Origin of the sequence: Microcoleus sp. CAWBG58 (genome assembly GCF_020883045.1) — a bacterium.
Lineage (GTDB): Bacteria > Cyanobacteriota > Cyanobacteriia > Cyanobacteriales > Microcoleaceae > Microcoleus.
Map to the genome: position 1 here is coordinate 1 of NZ_JAHRFA010000081.1, position 17,935 is coordinate 17,935.

A 17,935-nucleotide genomic window follows, 5' to 3' on the forward strand; every position below is an offset into this window, starting at 1 on the left:
AATGCAGGTAATTGGTGCGCTTATGAGGAAGTTGGTGCATTTGGCTTTTGGGATTTTAAAGTCCCAAAAGCCTTTCGATCCAACTTATTTACTTGCTACCCCTTGACAGATCGAGACAGTATCTACGAGATTTTGGTTTTGGATGGGTGGCGAGAAACCCGGTTTTTGCAAAGATATTCGATGGGAGGCGAAGATATTGGAAAAAATGTTCTATTTTAGCATTATTTTACGATATTTTGTAGGGGCGGGTTCACCAACCATATATAACAATTATCAATCATCTAAATAAACCCGCCCCCACACCACCGATAACCCACGTCAACCTAAAACTTGCATCACATCGCCAGAATGTAAATGATGATTGTTGGTTGGGTGGGGGCGGGTTTTTGAGATTGTTTATTTGGTGGCAATTATTGTTGGTGAACCCGCCCCTACGAGATTTTGGTTTTGGATGGGTGGCGAGAAACCGGGTTTTTACGAAGATATTCGATGGGAGGCGAAGATATCGGAAAGAACCCGGTTTCTGAGATTGTTAAAGCAGCCTCACTTTAGGAATTACCCAGCTTCTTTTGAATCATTGCCCAATATTCAGGGAAAGCCTCACGGGTATATACTGTTGATGCTGCCTCATAAAACGATCGCGCCTTTGCCAAATTTTCATCCCGTGAACCGTTGATTCTGTCATTATGGGCATTACCTAGGTTATATTGAATCATTGCCCAATCTTCGGGAAACTGTTCGGGGGTACGAACAGTTAAAGCAGCCTCAAAAAATGCGATCGCGCGATCGATATTTTCATCCCGCGAACCGTTGATTCTGTTAGCGTAAGCAGCAGCTAGGTTATTTTGAGCCATTGCCCAATCTTCCGGGAAAGCCTCAAGGGTGTAGACTGTTAAAGCAGAGCCATAAAGGGCGATCGCCATTTCCACATTTTCAGCCCGCGAACCCTTGATTCTGGTAATATAGGCAGCAGCTAAGTTGTTTTGAGTTTGAGCAAACTTTTCGCTTCCCGGTTGCCGATTATTTAAAACAAGTTGATAAGCGGCAATGGCAATTTCAATATTATTCGCCCTATTCCCACCGGAAAAATTACTAATATTAATGGTCAAGTCTTCAACGAGGCTAACAATTGAATCAATAGTTTGGGCATTTTCCCCACCAACTAACCTCTCCATTACTTGCTCTAAAATCTCCGAAAAACGAGCATTGAGGAGATGTTTTCGTTCGGCTAGCATCGGGTAAATTACTGCTGCATTGCTATTGCTACCATCTTCGGCTTGCAATAATTCTAGAATAAAGTTTGCATACTCTTGGGGATTTTCACCTGCGGAGTTATCGCCATCGTTGATATCGATTAATTGTGCTAACTGGTCGATTAGATTTCGCAGGAAATTAGCGCCGTTTTGTCCTCCTTGCTGTGCCATTTTTTCGGCTACCAACTCGCAGGTTTCCAGAAATTCGACATCCAACAATTCTAAGTTATCTTGTAATATCTGGGGTTCTTCGCCGTTGGGGCAATTCAGCAGGGTGTGAATTAGTTCTAGGTAGGCTTGGGCGCGGCTTTCTTCCATTGTTGGGGAGTTGTGAATAATATCGGGTTTATTTTATCATGGTTGGGGGTTTGGGAGCGAGAAAGGTTTCTTGAATTGTCGGTGGGTGGCCAGAAACCGGGTTTTTGCGAGGATATTTGATGGAAGGCGAAGATATCGGTAAAAACCAGGTTTCTTAGATTGTCGGTGGGTGGCCAGAAACCGGGTTTTTACGAGAATATTTGATGGGAGGCGAAGATATGGGTAAAAACCAGGTTTCTTAGATTGTCGGTGGGTGGCCAGAAGTTTCCAACCGCCGGGTTTCTAACCGCCTAATCTTCAACCGCCGGGTTTTCTAATTCCTACACAATGCTACCTTGGGCATTAATCTATCTAAGATTTGTGCGATCGCAATTACCGTCCAATCAATATCAGCTTCAGTGGTTTCGCGTCCCAGTGTCAAGCGAATTCCACCAACCGCGCCGATGGAGTCATATCCCATTGCCAATAATATCGGACTGGGTGTTAGTTTGCCGCTGCTGCAAGCCGCACCGGAACTAATACCAATTCCGGCTAAATTTAGCTGTCTCACGATAGTTTTACCTGTAATTCTCTCTGTATCTCTCTTTTGGTAAGGGCGACAGGATGGGGAGACAATACAAAAACTGGTGTGGTGCGGCAGTCGGTAATATCGATCGCCCGTTGGGACTAAACTGGGTATGTCAGCTAATCCGTCAAAAAGTCGATCGCGCAATCCAATCAATCTCGGCGTTTCCACATCCATTTCCTGCACAGCCAACTCCGCCGCCACTCCAAAACCGACGATAGCGGGCAGTGCTTGCGTCCCAGAACGCAGTTTCAACTCTTGTCCGCCCCCCCCGAACATTGGCACCAATTCTAGTCCTGGACGCACGTACAGCGCCCCTGCACCTTGCGGCCCATAAAGTTTGTGACTCGAAAGCGAAAGCAAGTCTACGGGCAGTTTTTGCACGTCAATCGGCAATTTACCGGCAACTTGAACTGCATCGGTATGGAATAGGATATTGCGATCGCGCGCAATTTGCGATAATGCTTCTATGGGTTGCAGTGTACCAACTTCGCTTTGTCCGTAGATGATGGAAATTAGCACCGTGTGCGATCGCAGCGATGCTTGCAAATCCAAAGGATGAATTCGCCCATATTTATCTACTGGTAATCGCGTTACTTCCCATCCCAATTGTTCGAGTTGTCGCACCGGTTCTGATACCGCAGAATGTTCAACACTAGAAATAATGATATGCTGCGGCTTCGTATAAAGACGCGCAACTCCCATAATTGCTAAATTATCCGCTTCAGTGCCGCCCGAAGTAAAAATCATCGATTCCGGTAGCGCGTTAATCAGCCCAGCAACTTGCATTCTGGCTAATTCCAAAGCAGTCGCCGCCCTTTGTCCCCACTCGTGCAAGCTAGAAGGATTTCCCCACTGTTGAGTTAGGGCTTTTTGCATAGCATCAATTGCTTCTGGGCGTGTCGGCGTTGTAGCGCTATAGTCGAGGTAAATTTGCATTGGTTTAATTAAATGACGAACTAATAATGAATGATTGACTACCTAATGAATCAGGCACTTATCCTAAAGGCATAAATGATTATTGACTTATGATATCAAATCCGCTTTTCATCGTCCTGTATTCATCTCTCTTATCTCCCTCTGTGTTCTCTGTGTTCTCTGCGGTTAAATCATTCCGATGCAACCAAAAACGATATGACTCATGATTCTTAAATTATGACCGATCGCAACGGCCAATTGCCAACTAATAACTGCAAACTGACTAATGACTTCCTGGTTGGCAGACATTTCCTAAAGGCATAAATGATTATTGACTTATGATATCAAATCCGCTCTTCATTGTCCTGTATTCATCTCTCTTATCTCCCTCTGTGTTCTCTGTGTTCTCTGCGGTTAAATCATTCCGATGCAACCGGAAACGATATGACTCATGATTCTTAAATTATGACTGATAACAACTGTCAACTGTCAACTGTCAACTGTCAACTGTCAACTGACTAATGACTCCCAGGTTTGCATACATTGTAGTCTTCGTGGGACAAGACTTTTTGGGGAATTAAGAAAGTGCCGCAATCTTCACAAAGCATTCTGTAGTTGCGGGTTACAGGAATACTCACAATCCAGCGGTTGTGACGCAGGCGTTTGCCGCCAAAATCTCTGTAATTCTTATTTTCGCTCAAAGCTGCTATAATAGCGCGAGCTTTAGTAACTACATGATCCGGCAGACCTCTGAGATCGATGAGATCTCTAGCAAATGATGCTTCCTTCTCTTGTTTTTGGGTTTGTTTTTCGGCCAGCAGTTCAACTGATTGCTGTTGCGCTATCAACTCTTGCGTGCAGCGATGGCACGCTTTACCATATCCCCTGTGACCACAATCAAAAATTGTTTTTCTTTTACCCATAAAGCATCAGTATCGGGTTTGACCCACGCCCCTGAATGCTGCTACCCTACCAGTGATGCTTCCGGCATCGAGGCAGTTCTACAAGACGCAAAATCTAATCCCTGTCATAAATTTAATAGTTTTAACTTTCCTCGATCCAATATCTTTCCACTCTGAATAGACTGATGACCTCAATAAAATTTTAAATTTTGTGAATGTACTTTATTATAATTTACCAGGTTTGTGTTGTGTTGGAATGCTAGCGATCGCCCTAGCGGCTTGCGGACAAGCAAAGCAGGACGTGCAGAATTTACCTCCCACTCTCGCTCCGCTGCCTCAAGACCCCTTGTTGCAAGTATACTTCAATCAGTCACTCACTTCGAGTTATACAGAGCCCTACCGCGCACAAACTAGACCTGGAGACGATTTAGAAAAGTTAATCGCCGAGGCTGTAGCAAGTGCCGAATCGACCGTAGATGTAGCGGTTCAGGAGTTTCGGTTACCCGGTATTGCGCGAAGGTTAGCCGATCGCGCGCGCACTGGAATTAAAGTCAGATTAATTGTCGAACATCTGTACAATCGCCCTTGGAGCGATTATACAACCCAGGAGTTGGCAAAGTTACCGGAACGAGAGCGCGATCGCTACAGCGAATTTCTGCAACTCGCCGATATCAATAAAGACGGTAAATTGAGTGCCGAGGAAATCAAGCAAAACGATGCTTTGGTAATTGTCCGGGATGCGGGGATTCCTGTCATTGACGATACTGCTGACGGAAGTAAAGGCAGCGGTTTGATGCACCACAAATTTGTAGTAATTGACGGCAAAAAAGTCATCGTCACTTCGGCTAATTTTACCACCAGCGATATCCACGGAGATTTCAAGACAGCAGCAAGTCGCGGCAATGCCAACAATCTGCTAAAAATAGACAGCCCTCAATTAGCGCAAATCTTTACTCAAGAATTTAACATCATGTGGGGCGACGGGCCCGGTGGTAAACCGGATAGCAAATTTGGCATCAAAAAGCCGTTTCGTCAAGTGCAAAAAGTGAGAGTTGGCAATGCAAATATTGCCGTGCAATTTTCACCAACAAGTGCGACTTTACCTTGGGAACAAAGCGTTAACAGTTTGATAAATCGCACTTTAGCAAAGGCAAAAAAATCTGTTAATTTGGCACTGTTTGTATTTTCGGCGCAGCGGTTGTCAAATACTCTAGAACTTGAATCTAGGCGCGGTGTAGCGGTGCGAGCTTTGATTGACTCAAATTTCATTTATCGCCCTTACAGCGAAGGTTTAGACATGATGGGGGCGACTTTTATGCAAGATTGCAGCTTAGAATCTGACAATCGCCCGTGGAGAAAGCCGTTGACGACAGTGGGAGTGCCGCAGTTACCAATGGGCGATCGCCTGCACCACAAATTCGGCATTATAGATGGAAATACCGTGCTTACAGGCTCTCACAACTGGACTGAGGCTGCAAATCACGGGAATGATGAGACATTATTGGCGATCGACAGCCCGACAGTTGGGGCCCATTTTGAGCGGGAGTTCGATCGGCTTTACAAAGGTGCAATCTTGGGAATTCCCGCCCGAATCAAACAGAAAATTGACGCCAAGCAAAAAGAGTGTAAATCAGTACAAGCAGCATCCAAATCTGCGAATACTCAACCCCAAATTGTTGCCCCTAAAAAGTTAATTAATTTGAATAGCGCGACTCAGGAAGAATTAGAAACTTTGCCAGGAGTTGGCCCCAAGTTAGCCGAGAAAATTATTGCAGCGCGGGAAAAGAACCCTTTTAAGTCTTGGGAGGATGTCGAAAAGTTGCCAGGAGTCACAAACAAGACAGTAGACAAGTGGCGCGATCGAGTAAAATTTTAAAGTAGGGTGCGTCAGTTACAGTAATCTAATTAATCATCTATAAACTCCGAGCTGACGCACCATAATACAATACGGTTTACTTAAAATGTTCATTGCTAGGAACGCTCTTCTTTCGCGATCTTTTATGAAAGCAATCTCCGTATCTATTTTTGATAGCGGTTTACCCCCAGGGCTGTCTTAAGTAAACGGTATTGCACCATAATACTTCATTCATTTGTGTCGAGACTAAGCAGGAAGGACTAAAGTCCTCACTACAAACCTATTTTATCGATCTTGACAATAGATAGGCTTTCTAGTTAAACTTGCATTCAAATAAAATGCGTTATTGATTTGTGTCGAGATTGAGGAGGAAGGACTAAAGTCCTCACTACAAACCTATTTTATCTATTTTGACAACAGATAGGCTTTCTCGTTAAACTTGCATTCAAATAAAATGCGCTTTTTTCACATTGGAGATATAAAAAGATGAAACGCCACAGCTATTTTACTGGCCAGCAACCAAAGAAATTATTAGCTATTTTCATTGGTACAATTTTTGTGACGCTAGCAGCTTTCACAGTCAGCGCCCAGCAGACTAGCGAAGCACAATTTCGAGTAAAAAACGAAAACAGTTTTAATATTAACCTGATTCAATTTAAGCGCGTTGAATACGTAGGCCAGTGTCCCGGGAGTGGCATCTCCCCTGATTCGCAAAGCGCTCGATTTGTTTCCAGCAAGACTCCCCCCGGCCCTAACAGAAGAGTGCTGATTAAAAATGTAACCGATGGCATGGAAACTAACCCCTATCCTTACACGGATAGAAGTTATGACAAAGGTGAGTCTTCCGAAAGTTTTGGATTTAAGTTAGCAAACAGTCACAAAACAAGAACTTTTTCGGTTTTAGAGGGCGAAAATAAATTTGCCTATGAAATCAAAGAAAATAACCAAGTTATAGAACAGGGTGCGCTTACCGCTCAAGTTTCTGTACAAAATTTAGGTACTTTTCCCCGCCAGCAAATTTGTGAGAACAAAGTCACCTCACAATGTCAGGATGCTTCTGATTGTCGCGAGAGGAGGCGCAAAGGAAAAAGTTGCAGAATAGAGTGTGTTACTGTTCAAGAGTGTCGCTGTCCGTAGTAATTCCTGCCGGTTCGTAGTAAGGACTTCAGTCCTTTCTTCCCGAGGTTCGTAGTAAGGACTTCAGTCCTTTCTTCCCGAGGTTCGTAGTAAGGACTTCAGTCCTTTCTTCCCGAGGTTCGTAGTAAGGACTTCAGTCCTTTATTCCCGAGGTTCGTAGTAAGGACTTCAGTCCTTTATTCCCGAGGTTCGTAGTAAGGACTTCAGTCCTTTATTCCCGAGGTTCGTAGTAAGGACTTCAGTCCTTTCTTTAGCCAATTAGCAGCAAAGACTAAAGTCCTGACTAGCAACCTATTTTATTAGGACTAAAGTCCTCACTACCAACCTGGTTCAAGTAACAGGGTGAAAGTAAAATGCTGCGCCCAACACGGTATATGTTGCTAAAAGCAGCACTCCTTCCAGCCAATTCGATCGCCCGTCGAGACTAATTAGATTAGCGATTGTCACGGCTATTGCAACTCCAACCACTTCAAACGGACTAAAGTTTAAATCCATCGGCTGATGAATCACCATACCGATAATCACCAACACCGGCGCAACCAGCAAAGCAACTAGCAAACTCGAACCCATCGCCACGGAAACTGACAAATCCATATTATTTTTCATCGCCACTCCCACCGCCGTTACGTATTCCGCCGCACCGCCCACAATCGGCAACAAAATTACACCTGTAAACAGCGGTGTCAATCCCAATCCTTTGGTAGTTTCTTCGACAACGCCCACGAAAATTTCTGATTCAAAAGCAACGGCAACAGTTGAGACGACTAGCACGCCCAGCCACAGCCACAAATTCGGTTTGTGTGCAGTTGATTCATCGGCATTTTCAGAACCTTCTAACTCCAGTATGCCGACATCGTAAAGATAGCTGTGAGTTTTTAAGGAAAATAGCAGCGTTAGTGCGTAAACTGCAATTAGGACGATCGCAGTTATCAACGAAAGATTCTGAATGGCTGAGGGTTCCACTCCATTCGACGTGTAAATTACCATCGTCGGCAGCAGAATCGCAATCACTGCTAGAGTCATGGTGGAACCGTTCACCCGCGCGATAATTGGCTTAAATTCTTGTTCTTTGTAGCGGATTCCCCCTAGCAGCATGGAAAATCCCATAACCAAGAGCAAGTTGCTGATAATTGTGCCGGTGATGCTGGCTTTCACAATGTCAATTAAACCGGCTTTTAGGGCAACTATGGCAATAATTAATTCCGTAGCATTCCCGAAGACTGCATTTAATAAGCCGCCGATAGATGGCCCTGTGACGATCGCCACTTCTTCTGTTGCTGTGCTCAACCAAATCGCCAGAGGTATAATGCCTAGGGCGGATGTGATGAAAACTACCAGGGAACCCCAGTGCAAATATTCGGCCGCGATGGAAATGGGGATGAAAATTAACAGGGCTATGGAAAGAATTTTTTTGATTGACATAGGGATTCGGATGGTGTATTGAAGGTGAGTTCGAGTTGCCAGGGCGATCGCCAAATTGATTTTATATCAATACGCTTGGGATAAGAAGACCGGGCTGTTTCAAGCGCCGTGTTATCGGAGAAACAGTGCACCATCATTCCGAATGCTTAAAGATCTTTTATCCAAACCTAAATCATTTGTCTCGTCTAATCTTACTTCTACTGTGCCTTCACCAACCGGTTTTAAACTCGCTTTCAAGAATGCGCCGTCTAGTCGCCTAAATACAATGGATGCAGGTAGTGTCAATGCTTGCAGCGCGACTGTTGAATTTTCGGCTAAGGTGCGGCGGTTAGTTTGTCCAACTACTTGATAAAATAGTCGATCGCTGGTTTTATTCGTTAATCTCACATTAGCTTTGCCATTAACGGGAACCATCTTGCCGTCTGGAACTCTTTCTGGTTCGTTAGCTTGGGCAATTTCCCTCGCAAAACTCGCATTGTCACCCAAAGGTAAAAAGCTGTTGCCTGCTAGGGCTAAGGTGACAGCCAGCAGGCTTGCTAGACTGGTTTTGTCGATCGCTAGTTTGCACATTTTTTGATTGACTTTTGATCTAAAAATTCTAACAAGCAATTTTACCTGATGCTGCTCTCTTCTGGCAAGTCGCCTCAGAAATCAATCCGAGCTTTTCATAGCTGACGCCTTGATTGTGAAAAATAAAATTGAATATCATACAAATTTATATAAATATAAAAAAATATATTTTTCCTCATTCTAAAAATTAGGTACGTTGTTGGGCTTTAGCCCTTCTTAGATTTATTACTTAGCAAGTTACGCCCCTAAAAACTGCATTTACGAATTATGTCTCATCTACCTGATAAAAAAGATAATACAAATGATATAGCAGAAAGAAGAATGAAAAAGACAGAATGAACAAAGCAGATGGCACATTAAAAAAGGTACGTTTTTAGAAAAAGAGCGCTCTTTTCCCAACAACGTACCCAAAAAATATTTATTGTGACACTTGCATCAAGCAGTGAAAAAGGAAAAAGGAAGAACGACAAAGGAAAAATGAAGATTTACCAGAAAGAATTGGTTGAAAGCCTCTCCCGGAGCGGGAGAAATTAGAATCAGACTATTCATTACTTCAATCCTCTTCCTTCTAGGTAGAGGTCGCTCTCCCATGGTCAACTGTCAACTGTCAACTGTCAACTGTCAACTGTTGAACCTCTCCCTTGCCGTCGCAGCTATTCAACCCAACGCACGCGCACAAAATGAGCTTCCCGTCCCCAGAAGTCCTGAGTGACAGAAATATCAACAATACTCAAATTAAACGGAATAGCAGTTGTGACGTAACGCTGAGCCAGAGCTCCCACATCGGGAGCTAACTGAGCTGCTGTAGCCGCCGCCGCACCCAAACCCAAAAGTTGCAGAATGGGCCCCTTCGGCAGAGCTAAATTGATGCCGACAGCAAGTCCAGCAGTCAGCAGCATCGCCACCGACAAGTTGGTGCCGCAGCGGGGATGTACGGCTAAATCCCACTCTCCGCTGGCAATCCGCTGCAAAGCTAATTGCACTGCATGACGCAACTGTGCAATGTTAACGCGGCCGTACAGATAAAATCCTTGGTCAGTGGACATTCCGCCCAATAACTGATTATCCGCTCTTGCTGTCGGCGTACCGCCAGATTGGCTGAGTACCCAAACCGTAGCGTGTTCCAATGCATGAACTTGGCGCAAAGTCAAGATTTCCTTCAAACCCGGAACAAAATCTAGCTGTCTTAACAAGTCAGCATCTTGATTCCGCTGCGGGGCAAAGTCAAAAGGAATTTGGCTGGCGTGCCCAGAACTAGAAGCAGCATTTGTCGTCATGTCAAAAGGCCTCCACTAATGTCCGATCGCAAATTTTAACAGCTTTTAACAGCGAGATTCACGGTTGAACGCGCTTGCCTGCGCGAAACTCTCCAGAAAAGCGTCTACCTTTAGCATCTGTAATTACGCCTCTACCGTGAGGCAATCCCTTGCGAAATTCGCCTTCGTAGCGAACGCCGTTGGGGAAACTGCAACTACCTTTACCGTCTAGCTTTTCGTTGAAAAACTGACCGTCGCAGCGAGTGCCGTCCGATCGAGTAAACACTCCCCGACCAAATGGGTTTCCGGCGAAAAATTGTCCGGCGTAGCGATCGCCCGTGGCAAAGATAAATTGCCCTTGACCGTGCGGCTGACTGCTTGGAGCGCTGCCACCTACTTGTTGAACAATTTCAAATGTTCCTCTGTAGCGATCGCCCGTGGCAAAAATAGCTTCTCCCCTAACGATCAGACCGTTGCGGAACTCTCCTACCATGCGGTCATCGTTAGCGAACAGGAATGTGCCTTGACCGTTGGGAACCCCGTTACGAAACTGTCCTTCGTAGCGATCGCCCTTGGAGTATACGTATATTCCTTGTCCCTGAGGTCTGCCGTTGACGAAAGTTCCTTCATAATTGTCGCCATTTTCGTAGTTGCACTTGACTCTACCGTTCGGGGGAGAGCCTTCGCAAACCGGAGGGCGCTTTTGTTCTGCTGCTGGCGCCGCCAATGACGATTTAGTATTGGCTAGCAGCGAGAGGTATCCTACCCCCGTGCCAACCAACATGAATATTCCGAGTTGTTTAATTGAGCGAAGCATGACGGTTCTCAATTTTTTTTCTAAGGATTGAGCTAAATTTTGCATTAAATTGGGTTCTGGGCAACTCGGGGAGATTTTTCTCCCACAATTTTAGAAACCTCTACACCGTTTTCTTCTAGAACCACAATCGGATCGGCTCCTGATTTGAAATCAACCCGTTTGATTAGCACCTGCCCGCTAGCAACCCGCTGTCCTACTTTGATATATCGACTTGTTGGCTCGTTAGGTGCTTTCACAATTACCAGTATGTCATTACCAACTCTAACTACGCCACTAACTTCAACTCCTTTGGCATTGTCTGTCGAAGGCGGTGGCGGTGGTGGTGCGGGGGGTGCGGGGGGTGGTGGTGGATTCGGGTCTTGCCACGATGGCGGCGGTGTTAATTCCGGCAGCTTGGGCAGACCGGGCAATTCTCTGGTGGCGATGTTGGGAATGTTGGGAGGGCGTGGTGGGCCGGGCGGGCGGGCGGCGATCGCTGGCGGGCGTCCCGGTGTCGCGGCTGGTCGTCCCGGTGTCGCGGCCGGTCGTCCCGGTGTTGCTGCTGGTCGTCGCGTCCCTTGGGGGCTTGCCGTCGTGCCTCTTGGGAAGCCCGGTATAGAGGGAACTCCCGGTATTGATGATGCCGGAGCTCCTGCTATGTCTGGGGAACCTGCTGGTCTGGATCCTGGGCGTCCTGGTCTGGTACCGGTGCCGCCAGTGGTGCCTGTTGGGAACCCCGGTACAGAAGGCAATCCCGGTATTGATGCCGGATTTCCCGCGACGTTTGGGGCACCTGCTGGTCTGGATCCTGGGCGTCCTGGTCTGGTGCCGGTGCCGCCGGTGGTGCCTGTTGGGCTTCCCGGTATAGAGGGTATTCCCGGTATTGATGCCGGATTTCCTGCGACGTTTGGGGAGCCTCCTGGTCTCGCTCCGGGGCGTCCGGGAGCTGCTTGGGGACGCGCTGAAATTGGCGCCCGCCATTGGGGTATGGGGGTTAGGGGCAGGTTGGGAAGACTTGACACCTGTGCGGGGCTTTGAGGTTGGGGAAGTTGGGCAACTGTGCCGCCCCCCGGTGCCCTTTTCGATCCCGGTACTGGCGTCCACCGAGCTGGGTTTCTCTCGTCTGGCAGCTTGGGCAGACTTGGAACTTGTCTGACTGGGAGGTTGGGGAGTTCGTTGCCCGCTGTCCCGCCACCGTCTGTTTTGAGTGGTTGAGGGGGAAGGACTGAGAATGGGTCATTTGCTTGGCCGGGGACAGATGTCTGTGGAATTGCCCTTGGGGCTGTCTTTTTGCCATCAATGTCTGCTTGAGCTTGTCTGGCGCGATCGTCAGGGTTTGTCGATCGGATCAAGCCGGGGGGCTGGGCCGCTACTACTGGAGAGGGGAATGTCTGAGCTCCTGGTGTGGGACTTGCCACACCCCCGGTCGTTCCGGGAGCGTTGGCTGCTGGTGCCCCTGGTGTGGCACCGGGACTGATAGTAGGACTAGGAGTGGGACTGGCTGTGTCGCCACCCCCGTCGCCGCATCCCCCGATCGAGAAAGCCAGCATTCCTATAGTTGCAAAATATAAAAGTTTACGCATTACCGATCGTCCCCAAACGCCTGACTTTTAAGTGATCCAAATGGCAATTGCAGTTGCTGCCATTTGCCGCTTTTCAGTTTACCTGGTTTGATGGTATGCGATCGCTTTTAAATTGCCAAGTTTTCCGGACGATTTGATATTGAGGCGGGCCCTGGGTTTTCAGGAGCAGGTTAGGATATCAATGGTGGTGGTTCTTGTAAATATTTAACTAATTAGGGCATGGTTATGGTGGCAAAAGTGATTATCCAACGGATTTGGCGATCGGGCATTGTTTCTGTGGCTATTTTGGTAGGTCTGGGATCGGTGGGAAGTGGCAATGTGAATGCTCGTTCACATCAGCCAGAAACAAAGGTGATGGCATTGGTGCCACTTGCAACTTCCCACCAGATCGTGAAGCGGAGCTATCCCGTTCCCCGAAGGGGTTCCCGAAGGGTAGGGAATCGCACTTTCACAGCAGCCTCAGAAGCCAGAAGTGGCAATGTGTATTCTCAGTTTCGCCGGGGCACCTCAAATCCTGGTGCCCAACCGCCAGCCAATCAACCTGCCCCTAGTGGGAATCAAAAGGTATTTCAAGCTAAAATCAAGCGCCGCGCGGGTGGGACACCTGTGATTGATGTGGTATTTAACGGTAACAAGACTTTTGAAATGATTGTCGATACCGGGGCCAGCGGCACTTTAATTACTCAGCGGATGGCTACTGCACTGGGAGTGAGGCAAGTCGGCACTGGGAGAGCGGGGATCGCTGACGGCAGTATTGTCGAGTTCCCCATTGGTGTGGTGCGATCGATTCGGGTTGGGGGTGCTGCAATCCAAAATGTCGAAGTGGCGATCGCCAAACAAATGGAAATTGGTCTCCTCGGTCACGATTTCTTTGGCAATTACGATGTGAAAATCAAAAAAGATGTTGTAGAGTTTTATGTTCGCTGAAACTGAGCCAATTCAGAAAGCAATTATTATTCGCATACTGTAAAGTTATTCGCAGCCCGGTCAAGGCTGTTTAATTTATTTCTTCAGGAACTAGCCAAATGTCGGCGAGTGTGGTATTGTTTTGAGTGTTTACCGATAAGTTGACCGTTGAACAATCCGGCAAAATCCGGCTGTCAAAGCACGGTCAGTGTTGGCACTATCGAGTAACAGCCTCCAACGGTGGATTAACAGTTCAAGGCAAGGCAATCAATTAGACAATTTGCCGATCGGGTGAAAATTAGTTCCCAAAATGCTGTAGCTGGGGAATTATTGTTAGCGTTGTTGAGCCGCTGTACAAAATCTATGAGCGGAAGATGTTCCGCAAAATCGGCAATAATGACGATCGAGAAATTAATTATTGTAAATAGGGTATTGGCATGGCACAAACGTCTGTATCTCCTGTAGTGCTGATTATTCTAGATGGCTGGGGTTATCGTGAAGAAAAAGACGGAAATGCGATCGCACAGGCGAAAACACCCGTGATGGACAGTCTCTGGGCAGCTTATCCCAGAACTCTGATTAACACATCAGGTCGGGCGGTAGGGCTTCCAGACGGGCAAATGGGCAACTCGGAAGTCGGTCACTTAAATCTGGGCGCCGGCCGGGTGGTTCCTCAAGAGTTAGTGCGAATCTCGGATGCTGTCGAAGACGGTTCTTTGCTCGACAACGGGGCGCTGGTTAAACTTTGCGAGGAAGTGCGCCATCGGGGCGGCAAGTTACACCTGACCGGTCTTTGTTCCGAGGGTGGGGTACACTCGCACCTGAGTCACATTTTGGGTTTGCTACAGCTAGCAAAAGCACAGGGAATTTCTGAAGTTTGCATCCACGCGATTACAGACGGCCGCGATACTACTCCGAAAGATGGTGTAGAAGCTCTCAGCAAGATAGAAGGTTATATCAAACAGGTAGGAGTGGGTCGGATTGCTACCATCAGCGGCCGCTATTACGCGATGGACAGAGACAAACGCTGGGATCGGGTGAGCCGCGCTTATGAGGTAATGACGGTTGAGAGCGCACCTGACGGTCGATCGGCAGTTGATGTGTTGCAGGCCTCCTATGCGGTCGGAGTGACCGACGAGTTTGCAGTTCCGACTCGCATTGCCCCCGGCGCGGTGGCATCCGGGGATGGGATGATTTTCTTCAATTTTCGCCCGGACAGGGCTAGAGAGTTGACTCAGGCCTTTGTAGCGCCAGATTTTAAAGGCTTTGAACGATCGTTAATTGAGCCTCTGACTTTTGCGAGTTTTACTCAGTATGACCCCAAACTGTCGTCGGTACTGGTGGCTTTTGAACCCCAGAATTTGAACAATATTCTGGGTGAGGTGATTTCTAACCACGGTTTGCGACAGTTGCGGACAGCGGAAACTGAAAAGTACGCTCACGTGACTTATTTTTTTAATGGGGGTCTGGAAGAGCCTTTTGAGGGGGAAGACCGCGAGTTGGTGCAGAGCCCGATGGTGGCGACTTACGACGAGGCGCCGGAGATGTCGGCGGCTGAGGTGACTGATGTGGCGCTGGAGGCTTTGTCCAAACGGATTTATTCGTTTGTGGTGCTTAACTACGCTAACCCGGATATGGTTGGTCATACGGGGATGGTGGATGCGACGATAATTGCGATACAAACTGTGGATAAATGTTTGGGGCGGCTGTTGACCGGGATTTCCAAAGCTGGGGGAACGGCTATTATTATTGCTGACCACGGAAATGCTGAGTTGATGTTCGACGAGGATGGGAATCCTTGGACGGCTCACACTACTAACCCGGTGCCCTTTATTCTAATAGAAGGCGAAGGTCTGAAAATTCCAGGTCACGGAGGAGATGTTGCTCTCAGGGCGGACGGCTGTTTGGCCGATGTGGCGCCGACGATTTTGGAACTGTTGAAGTTGCCTCAGCCCCAAGAGATGACTGGGAAGTCTATGATTCAAGCTGCTGAATTTGAAGTTCGGGCTAATCGCACTCCGGTGCGGGTGCGGCTTTAGCAAGTGTGGGCTCACACTTGGGCCCAGGTACGTTGTTGGGCTTTAGCCCTCTTTCCTAATCTTATAAAGAGGGCTAAAGCCCAACAACGTACCTAATTTGTGTGACGACAATAAAACCACCCTGCCTAGCCCCCCTTAACAAGGGGGGACAAGAAATGGATCGAAGTCCCCCTTTTTAAGGGGGATTTAGGGGGATCTGGCCTCGGCGACAAACGAGAGATAGAAAGATTTTCAGGCGATTGTTGACACGACAAAAGGCTGTCGCCTGTCTCTAAGCGCGGTTGTGCGCGATCGACTAAATTTGATATGATAATGAATTGCCAATTACTAATTACCAATTACCCTAAATTATGAATATAGTTTCTGTGTTACAAGTTATCTGGTCTTTGTCTGCCTTAGGACTTGTAGTTTTTGTCTTGCTGCACAGTCCTAAAGGCGATGGCATTGGAGGGATTGGCGGACAAGCTCAATTATTTACGAGCGCTAAGAGTGCGGAAACAACTCTCAACCGGATTACTTGGGGTCTGTCTATTGTGTTTATGGGTTTGACTATTATTTTGAGTGCTGGTTGGTTGACTCCTAAATTATAAGATTAGGATTTTTAACCGCAGATGAACGCAGATAAACTTTATATAATTTGCATTTATCTGCGTTTGTTTGCGTGTATCTGCCGTCAAAAAAATGCGCTGGAAAGTTAGGATAAAGCCTCGATTGCTCGGAGGCTTGAGATTTGCTTTATTATGTTGTTGCAGCCTGATAATTTTGACTCAGGTTAATACTCGTGCCGTGAGTCTTGCTCCTCTCCCCAATAATTGGCCCCTTCCACAGGTTCACCCTTTGCCACCAACCCTGGCTAATTGGCAAGATGCAACTAATAGCGGCGATTATTTCGATCGCATTAAACAGCCAAATGTCGGTCATTTGCTATGGTCGAAGTTCCCGATTTTGGTGTATGTGGAGCGTCCGGTTGATGGGAACAAGTCTGAAGAATGGATAGCAACGGTGTTGGGTGTTGTGCGGGAATGGGGGGTTTATTTGCCTTTGCAAGTCGTGGATAGTTCCGAGGCGGCTGATATTAGAATTTTACGTCAGGCTCCGCCTTTGCGTCAAGGGCTTTTGCGATCGCGCTCTGGGGAGGCTACCTATGAGTTGTACAATCGTCGGGATGGGGAGAAAACTGTTTTATCTCATCGGTTTGCGGTTTATTTGAATCCAAATCAAGTGGGTAAATATATTCCGGCGACAGCGCGGCATGAGTTGGGGCACGCATTGGGAATTTGGGGCCACAGTTTGCTGGAAACTGATGTACTTTATTTTTCTCAGGTGCGGAATCCTCCGGCTATTTCGGCGAGGGATGTTAATACTTTGAAGCGGGTTTACGAACAGCCGACTCGCTTAGGTTCGTAGTGAGGACTTTAGTCCGCATCAAAATTACAGGACAGCCGACTCGCTTAGGTTCGTAGTGAGGACTTTAGTCCGCATCAAAATTACAGGACTGAAGTCCTCACTACGAACCTTTGAAAAACACAATAATTAATAGGAAACAGAATAATAATGAAAGATGAATGTTTTGGAATTGTTCCAATCTTTGGAAAAGAAGCGGAGCGTTTGTTTTTGTTGATTCAACATCAAGCAGGACATTGGGCGTTTCCTAAAGGTCACGCGAATCCGGGGGAAACTCCAGCGGAAACGGCTAGGCGGGAATTTGCGGAGGAAACTGGTATATCGGATTTTGAAATCCTGGATGAGCCGAGTTTTACGGAACATTATTCCTTTGTTAAGGATGGCGAGGAAATTGACAAAACTGTGACTTATTTTTTAGGCTTTGTTAATTCGATGGATGTGGTTTTGCAAGTTGAGGAAGTTCAAAATCATGCCTGGGTTTCTGCTGAGGAATCTGTTAAGTTGATTACTTTTGATGCAAACCGCCAAATGTTCGGGGAGGTTAAGGCATATTTGGACGGGAGGAAGGAAAAATAAGAGAAAGATAATATAAGCAATCAAATTTTGATGCGGACTGAAGTCCTAGTCATGAAAAATGCGGACTGAAGTCCTCACTACGAACCTATTTTCTGGGTTTGTAGTGAGGACTTCAGTCCTCTGATTTTGATGCGGACTGAAGTCCTCACTACGAACCTATTTTTTGGGGTTTGTCATTGAGAAACCCGGTAAATTTTGTGATGCCGGGTTTTTTAAGTGTCAGTATTTGGACGGGAGGAAGGAAAAATAAGAGAAAGATAATATAAGCAATCAAATTTTTATGCGGACTGAAGTCCTAGTCATGAGAGATGCGGACTGAAGTCCTCACTACGAACCTATTTTCTGGGTTTGTAGTGAGGACTTCAGTCCTCTGATTTTGATGCGGACTGAAGTCCTCACTACGAACCTATTTTTTGGGGTTTGTCATTGAGAAAC

General features: G+C 46.9%; 17 protein-coding genes. 8 read left to right on the plus strand and 9 right to left on the minus strand.

The features are described 5' to 3' along the window. On the plus strand, nt 1-219 hold a 219-nt coding region (locus tag QZ918_RS26690; protein ID WP_293340462.1), incomplete at its 5' end, for a hypothetical protein. Between the two features lie 329 nt (nt 220-548). On the opposite strand, the gene QZ918_RS26695 is transcribed toward QZ918_RS26690, so the two are convergent. The 4 genes from QZ918_RS26695 to QZ918_RS26710 all read right to left on the minus strand — a co-directional run bounded on the left by QZ918_RS26695 (nt 549) and on the right by QZ918_RS26710 (nt 3,977). Continuing rightward, a complete protein-coding gene (locus QZ918_RS26695) occupies nt 549-1,571 on the minus strand; it encodes a tetratricopeptide repeat protein (RefSeq protein ID WP_293340464.1) in 1,023 nt (340 codons plus the stop codon). A 313-nt stretch (nt 1,572-1,884) separates the two neighbouring features. Further along, entirely contained in the window at nt 1,885-3,075 is a 1,191-nt protein-coding gene (locus QZ918_RS26700) for a cysteine desulfurase family protein (protein WP_293340465.1), read from the minus strand. A gap of 165 nt (nt 3,076-3,240) precedes the next feature. Beyond that, the gene (locus QZ918_RS26705; RefSeq protein ID WP_293340467.1) at nt 3,241-3,363 is read right to left on the minus strand and encodes a hypothetical protein; all 123 of its coding nucleotides are present in this window, start codon (nt 3,361-3,363) and stop codon (nt 3,241-3,243) included. A 209-nt stretch (nt 3,364-3,572) separates the two neighbouring features. Then, nucleotides 3,573-3,977, minus strand: coding sequence for a DUF7682 family zinc-binding protein (locus QZ918_RS26710; protein WP_293340469.1), 405 nt, complete (start codon nt 3,975-3,977; stop codon nt 3,573-3,575). Nucleotides 3,978-4,167: 190 nt separating this feature from the next. On the opposite strand from QZ918_RS26710, the gene QZ918_RS26715 reads away from it, so the two are divergent. Then, complete coding sequence (locus QZ918_RS26715; RefSeq protein WP_293340470.1) at nt 4,168-5,832, plus strand: DUF655 domain-containing protein; 1,665 nt, start codon at nt 4,168-4,170, stop codon at nt 5,830-5,832. A 465-nt stretch (nt 5,833-6,297) separates the two neighbouring features. After that, nucleotides 6,298-6,948 carry a hypothetical protein gene (locus QZ918_RS26720; protein WP_293340472.1) on the plus strand — a complete coding sequence of 217 codons (651 nt, stop codon included), beginning with the start codon at nt 6,298-6,300 and terminating at the stop codon, nt 6,946-6,948. Between the two features lie 330 nt (nt 6,949-7,278). Here QZ918_RS26720 and cax read toward each other — a convergent pair whose 3' ends face one another. The 5 genes from cax to QZ918_RS26745 all read right to left on the minus strand — a co-directional run bounded on the left by cax (nt 7,279) and on the right by QZ918_RS26745 (nt 12,575). Then, nucleotides 7,279-8,370, minus strand: coding sequence for a calcium/proton exchanger (gene cax, locus QZ918_RS26725; RefSeq protein WP_293340475.1), 1,092 nt, complete (start codon nt 8,368-8,370; stop codon nt 7,279-7,281). Between the two features lie 111 nt (nt 8,371-8,481). Continuing rightward, on the minus strand, nt 8,482-8,940 hold the full coding sequence (locus QZ918_RS26730) for a hypothetical protein (protein WP_293340478.1): 459 nt from the start codon (nt 8,938-8,940) through the stop codon (nt 8,482-8,484). 653 nt (nt 8,941-9,593) lie between these two features. Further along, nucleotides 9,594-10,217 carry a DUF6391 domain-containing protein gene (locus QZ918_RS26735; protein WP_293340481.1) on the minus strand — a complete coding sequence of 208 codons (624 nt, stop codon included), beginning with the start codon at nt 10,215-10,217 and terminating at the stop codon, nt 9,594-9,596. Between the two features lie 58 nt (nt 10,218-10,275). Continuing rightward, entirely contained in the window at nt 10,276-11,013 is a 738-nt protein-coding gene (locus QZ918_RS26740; protein WP_293340484.1) for an MORN repeat-containing protein, read from the minus strand. Between the two features lie 44 nt (nt 11,014-11,057). Then, nucleotides 11,058-12,575, minus strand: a complete 1,518-nt coding sequence (locus QZ918_RS26745) for a hypothetical protein (protein WP_293340487.1) — start codon at nt 12,573-12,575, stop codon at nt 11,058-11,060. A gap of 225 nt (nt 12,576-12,800) precedes the next feature. Here QZ918_RS26745 and QZ918_RS26750 point away from each other — a divergent pair, with 225 nt between their 5' ends. The 5 genes from QZ918_RS26750 (at nt 12,801) to QZ918_RS26770 (ending at nt 17,500) form a co-directional block, all read left to right on the plus strand. Continuing rightward, entirely contained in the window at nt 12,801-13,502 is a 702-nt protein-coding gene (locus QZ918_RS26750) for a retropepsin-like aspartic protease family protein (protein ID WP_293340490.1), read from the plus strand. Nucleotides 13,503-13,918: 416 nt separating this feature from the next. Then, on the plus strand, nt 13,919-15,520 hold the full coding sequence (gene gpmI / locus QZ918_RS26755) for a 2,3-bisphosphoglycerate-independent phosphoglycerate mutase (protein WP_293340493.1): 1,602 nt from the start codon (nt 13,919-13,921) through the stop codon (nt 15,518-15,520). A gap of 350 nt (nt 15,521-15,870) precedes the next feature. Then, nucleotides 15,871-16,110 (plus strand): preprotein translocase subunit SecG, encoded by a 240-nt coding sequence (secG, locus tag QZ918_RS26760; RefSeq protein WP_293155559.1) that lies wholly within the window; start codon nt 15,871-15,873, stop codon nt 16,108-16,110. 247 nt (nt 16,111-16,357) lie between these two features. After that, nucleotides 16,358-16,927 (plus strand): peptidase, encoded by a 570-nt coding sequence (locus tag QZ918_RS26765; RefSeq protein WP_293340496.1) that lies wholly within the window; start codon nt 16,358-16,360, stop codon nt 16,925-16,927. 147 nt (nt 16,928-17,074) lie between these two features. Then, nucleotides 17,075-17,500 carry a bis(5'-nucleosyl)-tetraphosphatase gene (locus QZ918_RS26770; protein ID WP_293340499.1) on the plus strand — a complete coding sequence of 142 codons (426 nt, stop codon included), beginning with the start codon at nt 17,075-17,077 and terminating at the stop codon, nt 17,498-17,500. Nucleotides 17,501-17,935 lie beyond the last annotated feature (435 nt).